Annotated in this window: 12 protein-coding genes; 4 read left to right on the forward strand and 8 right to left on the reverse strand. The window is 44.4% G+C overall.

All coding sequences use genetic code 11. The features are described 5' to 3' along the window. Positions 1-84, reverse strand: an 84-nt coding sequence (locus SFV55_RS30220) for a hypothetical protein (protein WP_413776709.1), incomplete at its 3' end; no start/stop codon positions are given. Positions 85-304: 220 nt separating this feature from the next. Here SFV55_RS30220 and SFV55_RS14440 point away from each other — a divergent pair. Together SFV55_RS14440 and SFV55_RS14445 are read left to right on the forward strand one after the other, a co-directional pair. Further along, on the forward strand, positions 305-652 hold the full coding sequence (locus tag SFV55_RS14440; protein ID WP_320030222.1) for a 4Fe-4S dicluster domain-containing protein: 348 nt from the start codon (positions 305-307) through the stop codon (positions 650-652). 230 nt (positions 653-882) lie between these two features. Continuing rightward, positions 883-2,676 carry a tetratricopeptide repeat-containing sensor histidine kinase gene (locus SFV55_RS14445; protein ID WP_320030223.1) on the forward strand — a complete coding sequence of 598 codons (1,794 nt, stop codon included), beginning with the start codon at positions 883-885 and terminating at the stop codon, positions 2,674-2,676. Positions 2,677-2,764: 88 nt separating this feature from the next. Here SFV55_RS14445 and SFV55_RS14450 read toward each other — a convergent pair whose 3' ends face one another. The 4 genes from SFV55_RS14450 to treF form a co-directional block, all read right to left on the reverse strand. Further along, on the reverse strand, positions 2,765-3,250 hold the full coding sequence (locus tag SFV55_RS14450; protein ID WP_320030224.1) for a hypothetical protein: 486 nt from the start codon (positions 3,248-3,250) through the stop codon (positions 2,765-2,767). A gap of 119 nt (positions 3,251-3,369) precedes the next feature. After that, positions 3,370-4,746: an ATP-binding protein gene (locus SFV55_RS14455; protein ID WP_320030225.1), complete on the reverse strand. Its 1,377-nt coding sequence runs from the start codon at positions 4,744-4,746 to the stop codon at positions 3,370-3,372. Beyond that, positions 4,743-5,432: a response regulator transcription factor gene (locus tag SFV55_RS14460; RefSeq protein ID WP_320030226.1), complete on the reverse strand. Its 690-nt coding sequence runs from the start codon at positions 5,430-5,432 to the stop codon at positions 4,743-4,745. The genes SFV55_RS14455 and SFV55_RS14460 overlap by 4 nt, the downstream gene beginning before the upstream one ends. Positions 5,433-5,442: 10 nt before the next feature. After that, on the reverse strand, positions 5,443-7,056 hold the full coding sequence (treF, locus tag SFV55_RS14465; protein WP_320030227.1) for an alpha,alpha-trehalase TreF: 1,614 nt from the start codon (positions 7,054-7,056) through the stop codon (positions 5,443-5,445). Positions 7,057-7,490: 434 nt separating this feature from the next. On the opposite strand from treF, the gene SFV55_RS14470 reads away from it, so the two are divergent. Next, the gene (locus SFV55_RS14470) at positions 7,491-8,639 is read left to right on the forward strand and encodes an FIST signal transduction protein (RefSeq protein ID WP_320030228.1); all 1,149 of its coding nucleotides are present in this window, start codon (positions 7,491-7,493) and stop codon (positions 8,637-8,639) included. Positions 8,640-8,656: 17 nt separating this feature from the next. Next, complete coding sequence (locus tag SFV55_RS14475) at positions 8,657-10,162, forward strand: ATP-binding protein (RefSeq protein WP_320030229.1); 1,506 nt, start codon at positions 8,657-8,659, stop codon at positions 10,160-10,162. Between the two features lie 73 nt (positions 10,163-10,235). On the opposite strand, the gene SFV55_RS14480 is transcribed toward SFV55_RS14475, so the two are convergent. The 3 genes from SFV55_RS14480 to SFV55_RS14490 form a co-directional block, all read right to left on the reverse strand. After that, positions 10,236-11,867 (reverse strand): hypothetical protein, encoded by a 1,632-nt coding sequence (locus SFV55_RS14480; protein WP_320030230.1) that lies wholly within the window; start codon positions 11,865-11,867, stop codon positions 10,236-10,238. Positions 11,868-11,977: 110 nt separating this feature from the next. Then, the gene (locus tag SFV55_RS14485; protein WP_320030231.1) at positions 11,978-15,118 is read right to left on the reverse strand and encodes a tetratricopeptide repeat protein; all 3,141 of its coding nucleotides are present in this window, start codon (positions 15,116-15,118) and stop codon (positions 11,978-11,980) included. 138 nt (positions 15,119-15,256) lie between these two features. Then, positions 15,257-15,495, reverse strand: a 239-nt coding sequence (locus SFV55_RS14490) for an isochorismatase family protein (protein ID WP_320030232.1), incomplete at its 5' end; no start/stop codon positions are given.

The following is a 15,495-nucleotide window of genomic DNA, read 5'->3' on the forward strand; positions in this document are numbered from 1 at the left end:
TACCCTGAACAACAGGATTGCATCAGGGTACTTTTTTTTCACCTTATTGTATTGATCCATTAATGGTGTCACTTTCTCTGACATAGCGTGGAATGGGTTTGGGGGACGATTTGCAAGCACGCAAAGATAAGTACCAGATTAGAATTAATGACACTTTTTGATGGAGTAGTCCTTTTCTCAAATTAAATAGACTAAATAAAGATTTTATGAAATTAATGCGAACTCCTTTTATTTTTGCGCCTAAATTTTAATCAACTGAACCAGGGCCCGTTTCTGGTCGTTTACATTGAAAATTCTCTGACCCATGGCAATAATGATTACCGATGATTGCATCAACTGCGGTGCATGCGAACCCGAATGCCCCAACAATGCAATTTACGAAGGTGGTGTAGAGTGGGCCATTTCTGATGGAACCAGCATTTCTGGCGCTTACGAGCTTGAAGGTGGCAATATGGTGGATGCCAACGAAAAGCAGAATCCAGTTTCGGATGAATTTTATTATATTGTCCCCGATAAATGTACAGAGTGTGTAGGCTTCCATGAGGAACCTCAGTGCGCTGCAGTATGCCCGGTAGACTGTTGTGTACCGGATCCTGAACGTGAGGAAGAAGAAGAGATTCTTTTGGCTCGTAAGGAACGTTTACACCTGTAAAACGTTGGGCGATAGCTTCGGGATTGTGCCTGAAGCTATCGTCTTATTGTTCACCCATTATTGTGCTCACATTGGCTTACAGAACGCTGATTGGTATTGTGTTTTGTTGCCTATATCTTGGATTATGGGCTGAGGAGGCTGATGTTCAGCCACCAGTCATTACGACCCCTGTCATCGATAGTATAGTAACCCTTTTGCCAAGGGTTGCGGAGGATACCAACAAAGTTTTGATGTATAAGGAGCTTTGCTGGCAATACCGCAATCTGGATATGCTCTCCGCTGTAAGGTATGGCCAAAAGGGAATCACTCTGGCCAAAAAACTCGGTTTTAAAAAAGGTGAAGCTGAAATCTGTCGCTTCATTGGCTTAACCTACCGCCACTACTTTTTGTTCTCCGAATCATTGAGCTGGTACTTCAAAGCTCTCTACCTTTCAACTCAGATCAATGATGTTGTGGGTATAGGTTTTTGCTACGACAATCTGGGGGTAGTCCGTTTTAACCAAAAACAACTCGATGATGCACTCAATTATTTCACCAAGGCCAAAGATCATTTCGAAAAAGCAAATCACCAGGAGGGTCTGAGTTATGCTTACAATCACATCTCCTGGGTCCTGGTGGAAAAAAAACAGTACAGTTCTGCATTGGATTACATTCAGGAAGCACTTTTTATTCGGAGGAAGATCAAAGCTTCTCCGGAACAAATTAGCAATACCCTTGGTGATGTAGCCACTGTACAAATTGCCTTACAAAAATACAGCGCAGCCAAAATAACCATAAATGAAGGAATCCAATTGGCTCGCAAGGTGAACAAACCCATCATCACCTCAGTGCACCAATTGACTTTAGCCTCTCTGTACCTAAACAACAACCAGCTGGACGAAGCCATCGCCATTGCCCAGTCCAGTTACCAGATTGCCCGCCAAGCCAACAACCGCTTACAACGTATGAAATGCGCCAGTACTCTGGCGAAAATTTATGAAAAGCAACGAAAATATGATCTAGCCTACCCTTACTTGATCGAGCAATACGCCTTAAAAGACAGTTTGTTTAATGAAGAAATCAACAATAAAACGGCCAATTTAGAAGCCAAGTACCGGTTTGACCTAAAGGAAAGGCAATTACTTGAATTTCAAAAGCGCCAGGAATTAGAAAACAAACGCAACCTCGACCGGGAGCGTTTTTTAAGTTCCCTATTGATTGCAGCCTTACTTTTTGTGGGCGTTTTGGCATTTTTTATTTATCAAAAACGCAAACAGGACAAATTTATCAATGAGGAGTTGGTCCAAAAGAATGCCGAAATCAGCAGGCAGAACCAAGAAATTCAGGAACAAACCGCACAGTTGGCTGAAAACAATCACTTTAAAGACCGTCTTTTTTCAATCATTTCCCACGATTTGCGAAGTCCGATGGTTGGTTTGGTCGGAAGTCTGGAATTGGTGAATGAGGGGTTATTGTCGGAAACCGAATTCCGCCAGATGCTCCCCGATTTGGCAAACAACATCAACAGCATTCAAAGTTTGTTGGACAACCTCCTGGCCTGGGCTCGAACCCAAATGAAAGGCATCGCCATCCTCCCAGAAGCATTCCACATTCGGGAACTACTGGACGAAAAAAGCATCATGTTTAAGAAGCAAATCCAGTCAAAGGAACTACACATTGTCAATAACGTCGAAGCAGATTTGCAGGTGCTGGCTGATAAAAACATGATAGATTTGGTAGCTCGCAATTTGTTATCCAATGCCATCAAGTTTTCGATACAAGGGGGAACCATTACGATGACTAGCTCCCGTCAAAAAGGCTATTCGCAAATTTGCATCACAGACAATGGCATCGGCATTTCCTCCGAAAATTTGAACCAGCTATTCGACACTCAAACTGTCTCCACCAAAGGTACAGCTGGTGAAATGGGGACAGGTTTGGGCCTTTTACTTTCCAAGGAGTTTATTGAACAGAATGGGGGAAAAATTTGGGGTGAAAGTGTGGTTGGTGAAGGGAGCAAGTTTTGTTTTACGATTCCGGAATAAAAACCAGGGGATTAAACTAGCCCCCTGGTTCAAGAAATTCTTAAATAAAACTGCGATAGGTCTGATTTTTAATTCTTGTCGCCGACGTTTAAATATGGCTGAGTAGTAATTGTAATTGGTTTTCATCGAAATAGACACCTTGATCCTTCCAGGCCAGAAAGTGGATCGGGAACTTGCTCTTCTTGATAAGTGGAATTGGGTCAAATCCCCGCTTAGCAGGTTTGAAGGCATAATCCTGGAGGGCAAAAACCTGATCGATTTGATTGGCTTCCGCAAAACTGTGGAAGGCATTGGTGTTGTAGCCGTGAAACAATTCAATCCTGATGCTGGCAATTCGATTTTCGAAGCGGTTTTGGATAATTACCAAGGCTTCTTCAAAGACGACTGACTTGAGGCTTTCAATCCTTTTTTTGGGAGAATAAAAGAGCAATTCGGTTATCGAGTCCTCCAGCCATTCTGAATACATCAGCACAACGTGAACAGATTGATCTTCTTGCATTTGTTCCAATGCGAGGCGCAAGCCATTGAGCGAGGTTACGCTAAAATCCGTGGGTATCAGTAAAGTCTTTTGCATACTCAATCTTGATTGTGATTTAGTGTTGCAAAAGTGGAATAAGTAGATTAAGAAAAATTAAGAATGAAATTAGAGGCAGATTAGAATAGAGCAGATGAGATTAGAATTGGATTAAAATTTCATGCAAGCATTCTCGCAATTGGTAGTTTGATTTGTACAGAGGTTCCTACATTGACTTCGGAAGAAACCATTAAGGTACCTTCGTGAAGTTTGAGAATGTTGCGTGTCAAAGGAAGGCCTATGCCAAAACCATCAAACAGTTGGGTATTGGAAGCCCTGAAAAATGGATCGTAAATGAATGGCATTTCCGCTTCTGGAATCCCAACTCCCTGGTCTTTGATGACAATAACTACCTGATCATTACTCGAAGCGATGTAAACAATCACTGGCTTATTGTGCGAATATTTACAGGCATTGTTGAATATATTGGCCAATGCCAGTTGCAACAATTGTCGGTTGCCATTTACTTTAAGTTTTTTATGATCTTCGGGAAGCAGATTTAAATCTAGGGTAATTTGATTTTGAGGATTCATCCGGTCAATCAAGGTTTTAACCTCCCAAAGCACCTCATCCATACGGACTATCTCAAAGATGATTTTTTTACCTTTGTAACCTGTTTGGGCAAGGAACAATAAGGACTTGGTGATCTGATCCAAACGTTCGGCTTGCAGCAAAATATTTTGCAATACTACTTGATAATCCTCTACTTTTCTTTCCTTGATCAAGGCCACATCTGCTTCCCCGATGATTGCGGTCAAAGGCGTGCTGAGTTCGTGCGAAGCATTGCTGATGAAATTTTTCTGGGTTTCAAAAGCAGTTTCAATCCGATTGAGGAGGTCGTTAAAAGTAGCAGTTAATGCGCTGATTTCGTTGTTATTGTCTTGCTCTTCCAGCCTCAAATGAATGTTTTCAGTGCTGATTTGCCTGACTTTATGCATGATTTGGTTGATCGGGTCAAATACGTGCCGGGAAAAATAGATGGACAGCAATATAGTAATCAAAACGATTAGAAAAACGCCCCCAAAGAGAATGTTGCGCAAAAAAGAAAGGTGATGGGTAGCATAATAGTTTTCGGCAGAGACTACGACCAAATGTGTTCGATTGTTTTGCTGGTATTTAATCCCGGCATAAAATGTGTTGCCTTGGTTGCTGGTTGACTTCCCCTTTTGGAGCACATCTTTTAAAAAATAGATTGGCAATTTGTTGTTTTTTGCAATCTGATTGAGTGAAGCTACATTGGCGACTTCCAGGACGTATTCCTGCTCCTGCTCCAGTTTTTCAAAGTATTTTTCGCGAATGGTTTTAAAGGCTTCGGCATTGAGGGTATCTTGCTCCAGTTTGTATTTTGCGGTGATTATGGCCCTGGTTTGAAGTCTTTTATAAAAATCTACAAAAGAGTATTTGTTGAAAAAATAGTAAACGCCTACTCCAAATATCAGTACAAGGATCAGATTACTGAAAAACAACAACAAAGCAATTTTGGACTGTGTTCTCATACTTCTTTTAATACGTAGCCCATTCCTACTACAGTATGGATGAGTTTGTTGTTCGTGTCTGCGTCAATTTTTTTTCGCAAATAGTTGATGTATACATCTACCACATTGGTGCTGAGGTTAAAATTGATGTCCCAGGCGCTTTCCAGTAAGTCCAGACGAGAAAGTACCCGTCCTTTGTTTTTGATCAAAACCAAAAGCAAACGGTATTCAGTAGCTGTCAAGGCAATAAAAGTCTGGCTGCGCTCTACCCTTTTTGCGTCGTCGTCTACTTTGAGGTCCGCAATGGTGAAAATATTGTGTGGCTGATTGAGTTGCTCCAAAGGCCCGGTTCTGCGTAAAAGGGCTTTGATTCGAGCATTCAATTCGATGAATTTGAAGGGTTTCACCAGATAGTCATCGCCTCCAAGATCTAAACCTAGGGCAACATTTTCGGAGGCCCCCAAAGCCGTTAAAAAAAGAATTGGCGTTTGAATCTGGTTGTTGCGTATTGCTTTACAAACTTCCAGTCCATTTATATCAGGCAACATAATATCCAGAATGATCAAATCAAAACTGCCCTCCAGTGCCATTTTCAACCCCGTGTTCCCTTCAAACGCTACTGACACTTCATAGTCTTCCTCTACGAGTCCTTTTCTGATGAAACCCACTACACTTACCTCATCATCAACCAACAGAATCTTTTTCATGCAAAACAGATTAGTTCTTCAAAGGTGCCTCCCCTAACAATCCCCGCAATACTCCATTGGTCCAGCCAAAGCCATCCTGCACAGGATACTCGCCACCTCCTGCTTTCAGGGTAATATCGCTGACATTGTATTTTTCCACCATCTTTCCAGTTGCTTTGTAGGTTTTTACATTCAGGTTGATCCAGCGCGATTTGATGGTTTCCGCCAGTTTATCCTGCTGGTAATGCCGAAGCCCCTGGATGCTAACCCATTGCAAAGGCGCCCAGCCATTGGGGGCATCCCACTGCTGGCCATTGAGATTGGCTGTACATACCAAGCCGCCAGGTTTAAGAAAGTTTTTTTCCAACACCTTTGCAGAACTGGTTGCCTGGGCTGGAGTGGCCAATTGGTAGCACAGTGGAAACATCCCGGCCAGGGAAAGGACCCCAGTTGGTGTATTTTTGACCCAATCATAATCCACAAAATAGCCCGCATGGCCATCCCAGCAGTATTTCTGAATTGCTTTGTTTCGGGCTTCCGCCAGGGCTTGGTATTGCTGAAATTTGGCTGGATTCTTATTGATTTGATAGGCTCTGGCAATGGTCATCTCCAAATTGTACAGCAGCGTATTGAGGTCGACCGGAATGATCCAGGTGGTTCGAATCGTGTTGAGTTTCATTGGATCACTCAACCAGCGGCTACTAAAATCCCAACCCGACTCACAGGCCGAACGCAAATCCCGGTATAATTCTCTTGCGGGGCGCTGGGTGGTTTTGGACAGCTCCACATCTGCCGCATACATTTCAGCGCGAGGGCTGGCGCTGTTGTCGTAATAGCGGTTAAGGATTGAGCCATCCGGCATTTGTACGACCTTTAATTCCGACTTATTATTTGGCCCCAATTTTTCTTGGCCTTTCATCCAATACTGGTACTCTTTCTCCAATTGGGGCAAATATTTGACATAGATGGCATCCCCTTTTTCTTCAGCCAGGATTTTTACCATTCCTGCAAAAAATGGCGGTTGTGAGCGCGACAAGAAATAGGTCCGGTTGCCATTGGGGATAAAGCCAATCGTATCGATGAGGAAAGCAAAATTATCAATCATGCTGTTGATCAGATCTGCCCGGCCATCCTTTTGCAAACCCAACATCGTAAAATAGCTGTCCCAATAGTACACCTCTCCAAAGCGTCCGCCAGGGACTACATAAGGATTAGGCAGCGGGATCAGGGTACCGCGGTGCCGTTCATCCGGGTTACGAGTCAGTACATCCCACAAGGCTTGTATGTGTTTTTCGGGCGCTTGGCTGGTATCTGATTTGAAACCACTTGAGTAGGCATGAGGCATTTCAAAGCGGTCAAGTACAAATTGCTTCAGGTTGAAGGTGGGTTCTTTGCGCAATTCTACGTAGTCAGCCATGATTTGGTCGACACTAACTTTAGGAGTACAATCTGGAAAAGTTTTGCCATCGGGAAAAATTTTGCCCAACTGTACGTCAATGAACAATTGCCCCAGGCGCTGCGCAGGATCGTACAAAAAGGGTTCAGTAGCCTGGGCAGCACTGGAGGCGCCTCCCTGGTTAGCGGATTGCCGGCATGCAGTAGTTAATAAAATCAGCGCTAAAGGCATGATGGTGCTCAATTTCATGCGGTAAAGAATTGGTTAAAGCCCAATGTAGGAATACATAGGCTTGCGGTTTCCGATGGGTTAAATAGTCGGGCAAAATAGGGAAATTGATGGGGAAGTGCAAAAAAGGGGGAAATTTTGTTGGCTATCCGTCGCTTTTTTAAATTTATTATTTGCGTTTAAACCCAATGTCCTATTTTTTATAGAACAGCAGTTTTCTCTTTTTGTAAAATAGACATCACTAAAAACACCGTTTAAGTAACCATTCGTCACTATGGATGACCATTGTTGCAACTCGTTGCTGTTCAAGTTCCCAAAAATCTCAGCATTCAGTTTCTAGTGGTCTTAAACAAATTTCCTTCCACTTTCCTTTATCAAAAAAAATATCTTTATATTTGCTAATCTCCTATTCTACAGCGTTTCTACTTGATAAAATATGGCAATATTTGTACCTTATGGTCATCCAACAATCCATTTATACGCAACAACAATGGACCGACCTACCTGACAGAGGTAGTGTAGGAAAAGATGAATCTAGCCAATTGGTATTGATTTTTGGCGCCAAGGATCACATTGCTAATCAAGACCTGCGCGCCCAAATCCGCACCAGACATCCTCATGCAGATTTAGTGTTTGCTTCAACTGCAGGTGAAATCTTCAACAATCAGGTGCTTGACAATACCCTCTGTACCATTGCAATCACCTTCGCCCATACCCCTACACGTTGCGTATACAGCAACATTGAGGATTATCCAAGTAGCTATGCAATGGGGCAGTGCCTGTTTCAGCGCCTGAACCAAGCGGACCTCAATAGTATTTTTTTGGTATCCGATGGAACTTTGGTCAATGGCAGCGACCTGATTGCTGGTTTAAATGCAGAAAATCGAAAAGGAATTTCTATAAGCGGTGGGCTAGCTGGCGATGGCGATCAATTTGTCAATACCCTGGTCGGGTTAAATGAACAGGTTGGAGTAGGTAAGGTAGTCGCCATTGGGTTTTATGGCGATGCTTTGAAGGTTTACCACAGTTCCCTGGGGGGCTGGGATGAATTTGGTCGTGACCGCATCATCACCAAAGCCGACAAAAACATATTGTACGAATTGGATGGCAAAAACGCCCTAGATTTGTACAAAGAATACCTGGGACCATTCTCTGACGAACTGCCTGGCTCGGCATTGCTTTTTCCAATTTCCATCAAAACTGCTGAAAGTGAGCAAAAGCTGGTGCGTACTATTTTGACCATCGATGAAGCACAAAAGAGCATGACCTTTGCAGGGAACATGCCCGAAGGTGCTACTGTCCGGTTGATGAAGGCCAACTTTGACAAACTCACAGAAGCCTCTGCCGAATCTGCCCGACAACTTATGCAATATGCCGATCATCGCAACCTTGAACTGGCTATTTTAATTAGTTGTGTTGGTCGCAAATTGGTGCTCCAAGCCCGCACGGAGGAAGAAGTCTGGGCGGCCAAAAACATTCTTGGCGAAACCACTGCCATCGCAGGTTTTTACTCCTATGGCGAATTGTCCCCCTATAACCCCAGTGGCCGTTGTGAATTGCACAACCAAACCATGACAATCACTGGTTTTTGTGAAAAATGCTAAAGTCTTTTTTTTAAACCATGGATATACACCCAACGCTAATTGCCCAAGTCAGAAAACATGTCTCTGAATCTGCCCAACAAGATTCTGGCCTGTCGGATTTGTTGCAATCGATTTCGCATCATTATTATTCCATGGAACGGGACAAAAGATTGACCGAACATGCTTTTGAAGTCAGTGAAAAAGAATACCAGGAGCTATTGAACGACCTGCGTCGGGAAAACGACCTCAAGCAGCAATCCATATCAAAAATCAAGGCAGTTACCCTGGCCCTGGATGCCAATTACAATGCAGAGCACCGCGAAGGTGAAGACCTTTTAGATGTGATCCAGTTTCTGGAGCGCCAAATCGTCAAAACCAAAATCCTGGAGGAGGAGTTGGTACAAGCCAAAGAAATTGCTGAATCCTCTTCAAAAGCCAAAAGCAATTTCCTCTCGGTGATGAGTCACGAAATTCGGACGCCGCTAAATGCCATCATTGGTTTTATCCATTTGTTGTCGACCGAACCTAGTCTTCCCACTCAGGTGGATTACATCAAAGCCATCAATATTTCTTCACAAAACCTGCTGAATCTGGTCAACGACATCCTCGATTTTTCCAAAATTGAAGAAGGGAAAATTGAGTTCCTCTATTCCAAGATCAATATCCGCACACTCATCCACGAAATCAAACTGGCCAATACTTTTCGGGCGAACGAACGGGAAAACCGCATCACCGTGATGTTGGATGAGGAACTGCCCACCTATGTGTTGGGTGATGAGGTACGTTTGAGCCAAATCCTAAACAATCTGATTTCAAACGCCATCAAATTCACCCACAGGGGGCAAATCCGCATCGAAATCCACAAATATGCGGAGTTTGAAAACCATCATCAAATCCAGTTTGCCATCAAAGATACCGGAGTAGGCATTGCGCCTGAGGCAAAAACCCTCATCTTTGAACGTTTTACTCAGGCTAACTCTGAAATTGATCGTCAATATGGGGGGTCTGGATTGGGTTTGTCCATCGTCAAAAAACTCCTTGAATTGCAAGGCAAAGAAATTTCGGTTGAAAGTGAACCCGACAAAGGTTCTACGTTTGCCTTTTGTATGGATTTCGGGAAATGTGCAGAGGAGGAAATGATCCTTTCTCCTCATGAGGACAAAAGCAGCCAGCATCTTGCAGGGGTTAAAATACTGCTGGTTGAAGATGTGTACATCAACAGTGTAATGGCACAAACCATGCTCAGAAACTGGAAAGCAGAGGTTGATCTGGCTGAAAATGGGCAAATTGCCATTGAGATGTGCCTGCAAAAAAACTACGATGTCATTCTGATGGATCTACAAATGCCAGTTATGGATGGCATTACGGCAACGACCAAGATCCGGGATTTTGATCCTTACATCCCCATCATCGCTCTCACAGCTTCTTCTTCCTACGAAACCCAAAACGACATCAAGGCTTGTGGAATGGATGATTTTATTGCCAAGCCGTTTAACCCTTATGTGTTGTTTGAGACCATTAAAAAGCGGGTGGTGAAGGTGTAGAAAAAATGAGAAAATTTGAGGTTGTTTAACTATCAATAACTTATTAATCAAACAACCTCAAATTTATTTAACATCAGAATCTCGCGGTCAAACCCACCAGGCCATTCATACCCAGTACCGGGTAATGCTGCCAGCGTTGGCGGCGGTTGTCCAACAAATTATTAAGGCGAGCAAAAAGCCCGATGTTATCGGTCAATTGGTATTCGGCACCAGCGCTTACATCCAAGAGAGGATTCAAACTGCGCGCTTCGTTGTTGCTGGTCCGGGCAGGCAATCCATTTTGCAAGAACAAATCTGCCCTTACCTTTAATTTTTCATCCAGCAACCTCACTACTGCGCCAACATTCAAAGTCAGGGAAGGCAAATGCCAGGGTTTTTCCTCTCTTTGCAGGTCAAACACATTTTGGCTAAAGGCCGCAATTAAAGCCACATTGTCCAGTAACTGGGTCGAGAATTCACCACTGATGGTGACAATATTGGCCGTGTCGTACAATACATTGAAGCGAGGAATGGAATCGCCATTGGTCACAAACAAAGCCAGATTGTCGACGGTTTTGTAGCCCACCTGCCCCCGGTATTTGATTCCCTTAAATTCCCCTTTGATACCACCAAAAAAATTGTAGTAGAAGGAGTTGCGAATGTCTACCCGTGAAGACAAAAACGGGTTGTAATCGGTCAGGTTACGGAAGTTGTTCTTTTGTAGACCACCTTCAATGCCCGCAAAGGCCGTGATCAAATTGTCCACCACATTGACCGATGCTTCCAGATCAGGATAAATGTAGTATTCATCCGCATGGGAAGCAATATTTGCCCCCACTTTGAAGCGGAAACGATCAGAGTGGAACCCAAAATTAGGTTTGAGGAAAAAGTTGTTCAAACTTTGGCTGGTCGTATCATCGTATCCTGTAAAATCGGTTTGCAGGGTAACACTCAGTGGGTGTTTTTTGTCAAACCATTTGGTACCAGTCAACGCCAGATCGAAACCTGTTTCCCGCGCAGCATAGTTGTCCTCCAAAGCATACAAATCGACACTGGCACTGTAATTGAAATCAGCTACAGTGGGTTCACTATTGTACACTTTACCCTTGGCGTAGAAGGTGTTGAAACGCTGTTTCACGTCTTTGGCATCGTAGCTCAACTGGGTGGGAAAATCGTCGTCGAGGTCATTGTACCCATAAAAATGTAAAGTATTGGATTTGAATCCTATGTCTCCCAGCACTGAAAAACCTTTGTCTGTTTTGTAGATGGCGTTTCCATTGACCTCCGTAGTGCTAAACCGCTGGTTTTCGAGTTTTTTGCTGTTGTCTGCGGAGTAATGATTGAGATCGATGCCTACATTAAGGTTATCGGTAGCCACGAAATCGTGTGATCCATCAAAATAAAAAGCCCGGGGAAATCCCATTCCACCTTGCAGATAGGTTTTATATACATCTGCAGCAGGGTCGGTACGCCATTCCAACGGGCGGATTTTAGGCGCAGGATAATTGACGTTCAAGGGTTTAGCCAGAATATTGTAAAACTGCCGGCGATTGGCAGTGTCAACCGGAGGCAAAACGGGAGGCACTACAAAACGTTCAGCGTCGATCAAGCGAGCATTGAACTGCTTGATCACGTCGACCGATTCGGTGGGCAAGTTTTTTTGAGCCATACTGGCACTGCCGATGCAAAGGAATAAGGCTGCCAGAAAAATATATTGTTTGTACATGATTGTTTACTTTAAAGTTGAGAAGTTGAGGAGTTGAGGGGTTGAGGCTACCGCAGCATTTTTGACAAGGTCATTGTCTACATCGCTTGCGGAAGCCTCAACTTCTCAACTCAATTGCCGCCGCCACTCTTCTGAAACTCCAACACATTGCTCTCAGGCGTTTTATTCAGTGGCGAACTGGCTTCGATTTGTTTGTTGATCTGAGCCAAACGGGTTTTAGCGGTATTTACCACGTCTTTGTCCTCATCAAAATTTTCCAGAAGCGCTTCCAAAGCTGCTTTGGCGTTGTACAAATCCCCCTTATCGGCAAATACATCTGCCAACAGCAGTACACTCTTGGCGACCCAATAAGGATAAGCAGAGCTCTTTTGGTTGGCTTCCAAACACAGCTGTTGAGCCCGATCCAGATTGCGCTGTTTGTAATTGATAAAAGCAATGAGGTAGCGGGCTTCTGCAGTTTGTTCGTTGTCACTAGTTTGCACTACCTTTTGTAAAGCAGGCAAGGCATTGGCATAGTCATTGTTGTCAAAAGCCTGTTTGCCGATGTAAAAATTGGCTGTAGCTATTTGAGCAGCATTGGCTCTGGGGTTACTGGCTACTTTTTGGGCCAGTGCAGCCACTGCGGATTTGTTGCCAGCGCGGTAAGCACTACGCATGGCCCCGAGTTGAGCTTCAAAGATGACGTTTTCATCCGTACTGGCCCTTTCGAGGTCGGAATAATATTTATACGCTTTGTTGAAATCCAATTCGTGGTTATAGGCAATCACTGCACCTTTTTCCAAGGCTTTTACATAAAATTTTCCAGCCCCCTGAAGAATTACCCAGTCGTAATCTTTCAAGGCTAGGCTGTACTGCTGGGTGGCAACATAAGCATCACCCCGGTGAAAATATGCAGTTGACAAATACAAACCTTGCGGGAATGAGCGGATGTAACTGGTAAAACCTTCGATGGCACGTGGGTAGTCTCCATTCTCGTACTTGATTTCGGCAGCGCGGAAATTGACGGAGTCACGTTTGAGGTTGTCCACCTTGTAACCAGGAATGGTTTCGAGGAAGGCAAAATATTCACCAGGTTTGCCCAGGTCCTTGACGTAAATTTCTTCCAACGAAGCGCGAGCCAGGTTGGCTTCACTTGCTTCGGGACTATTTTTAAATACCTGTTTGTAGTAGTTGATCGCCCCATCGTAGTTGCCCGCATTGTAGTTGATCAAACCCAGAGCCAGAAATCCTTGATTCACCAGCGGCGATTTGCCACGGTATTTGGTGACCAGGTTTTGCAGGTGTGGGATGGCGTCGTTGGCACGGCCAATTTCCTGATAGGTTTGTCCAATGCGCAGGAGCGCGTCGTCGGCAAATTCGGAACCTGGGAAGTCGCGGGTCAGGCGCTCCAAAGCAGCAATTTCTTCGGTTCTGCGGCCACGCAAACCTTCAATGATCGCCTTTTGGTAAATCGCGTAATCAAAGCCACCGTATTTGCGGTCGATGGCTTCGTTGTAATAGCGCAAGGCGTTGTCATATTGGTTGAATTTAAAGAAAGAGTCACCCAATCGCAAGGTAGCGTCACCCAATACGTTATTGGCTACTTTGTCATTGCGGTACAGGCTGCGGTTGCGGTTGATGCCGTCTACGGTAGCCTGGAAGAAGCCGCGGGCACGCTCATAATTGTCTTGTTTGATCAAGTTGTAGCCTTGAATATAGTTCGCCGTTGCAACTGAAGATTCCTCAGGCAAATTGCTGATGCTGCGGGACAAGCCAAGGAAACGATCCAGGTATTGGGCACTTTCCTGATAGTTCTTTTCGCGATGCGCAACATCACCCAACCAGAAGAGGGCGATTGCTTGAACCCTCATGTCTACTGGGTTTTCCAGCGACTTTTGTAGAATATCCCGGGCAGCCTGATTTTCGTTGTTTTGCAACAATTGCATCCCTCGGTTTACAGCTACTTTTTGATAGGTGGCCTGCATTTGAGGTTGTAAGCCCCCTCCATTGCGGCGGCGAATATCGGTGATGATCTCTAAAGCTTGTTGATAGTCCCGGTAGTTGAGCAGCACATCCGCCAAAAGCCGCTGAGCATCTTGATAGTAGCGCGAGTTAGGCGCAAAATCAGTCAGGTTGGCTACGGCCTCGCGAGGTTGATTCAGTTCATAAGCCAGTTTGGCGTAGTTGAACGTTGCCTCTTCCTTGATGACCGGATCAAAATTCAAACGTTTAGCAGCGGCCAGGGCATTCAGCGCATTGTTCTTTTGATTGACTTTCAGGTAACAATCCGCCAGGTAAAACATGGCGTTTTGGCCAATGGGCGATTCCGCGCCCGACAAGGGTTTTAAAGTTTGAATGGCCTTCTGGAAGTTACCCGTTTGGTACTGGGTGTATCCAATTTGGTACAACTCTTCCTCGCGCAATTTTTTGGAATTCTCCTGGTAGTACTCCAAATAAGGCAATGCCCGTTGGTAATTGCCCAATTCGAAATAGGATTGACCAACCAACTGCTGAATTTCCTTCAAGTCCCGAATCCCTTTGTCATTCGCTTTAGGCTCAGCATAGGCGATGACGTCCTGGTATTTTTTCTGTGCGAACAGAATTTGGGTCAAATAAAAAGGAATATAGGGCCGGTAGGTTGGGTTGCTTTCCACAATTTGTAAGGAGGTTGCCGCCTGGGCGTAGTCTCCTTCAAAAAAAGAGCTCAAACCCATGTAATAATTGGCTGGTGCATAATATTCACCATCCGCCTCGGCAATTACATCGCGGAAAAAGGACTTGGCCAGGTTAAATTCCTTCAGGGCAAAATTGGCATAGCCCTGGCGGAAGCGCATCTGAGTCAACGTACTTTTGGACATTCCCAAAGTAGGCACTTCGTTGTAAAATTCCAGGGCTTTGGCATAATCTGCCACATTGAAGTAATAGTTGCCCATGTCCATCAAGGCTTCTTGGTATTCAGGATCAGGACGGAAAGAGCGGATGAAATCCATGGTCATGATTTCACCTTCCTTTTGGCGCAATTCAACTGCACATTTGGCCATATACAATGCTGCCCGGGTACGAAAGCTCTCCGCAGCTGTTTCGTTGATTGGCAGACTCAAATCAATGGCTTTTTGGAATTCACGTTTGGCTTTGGCCAAAACGCCTTGTTCATACAGCGTTACGCCGCGTTTGAAAGCTCGGTTGGCTTCGGTGTACACCGCTGTTTGCTGCGCGTAAAGGGAGAGGAAGCACAACAGCAGTAAAGGCAACAAAAGAACCTTTTTGGTCATCATCTTTGTTTGATTATCCGTTTAGGGATGTTATGTCTTGTAGACCAAATTATTGGATGCATCATCCAACGTATTACCCTACAGTTTTAACCCAATAAAGGGAGAAATTTATAAAATTTTAACATAACTAAAGGAAACTTATATGTCTTGCGACTGCACAAGGCTTGCTCCTTTGTTTTGCATGTCCGTCACAGCCTGGTGAACATCACCTGCTTGCAGGTTCACGCCACGGCAGGCATCCTCGATCAAATTGACCTTGAAACCCAGTTCCAAAGCATCCAGGACGGTAAATTTCACGCAGTAATCGGTAGCAATTCCCATTACCCACAGTTCAGTCACACCTTGTGCTTTGAGGTAATCACCCAAGCCGGTGGCTT

Origin of the sequence: Haliscomenobacter sp. (assembly GCF_033763495.1) — a bacterium.
GTDB lineage: Bacteria > Bacteroidota > Bacteroidia > Chitinophagales > Saprospiraceae > Haliscomenobacter.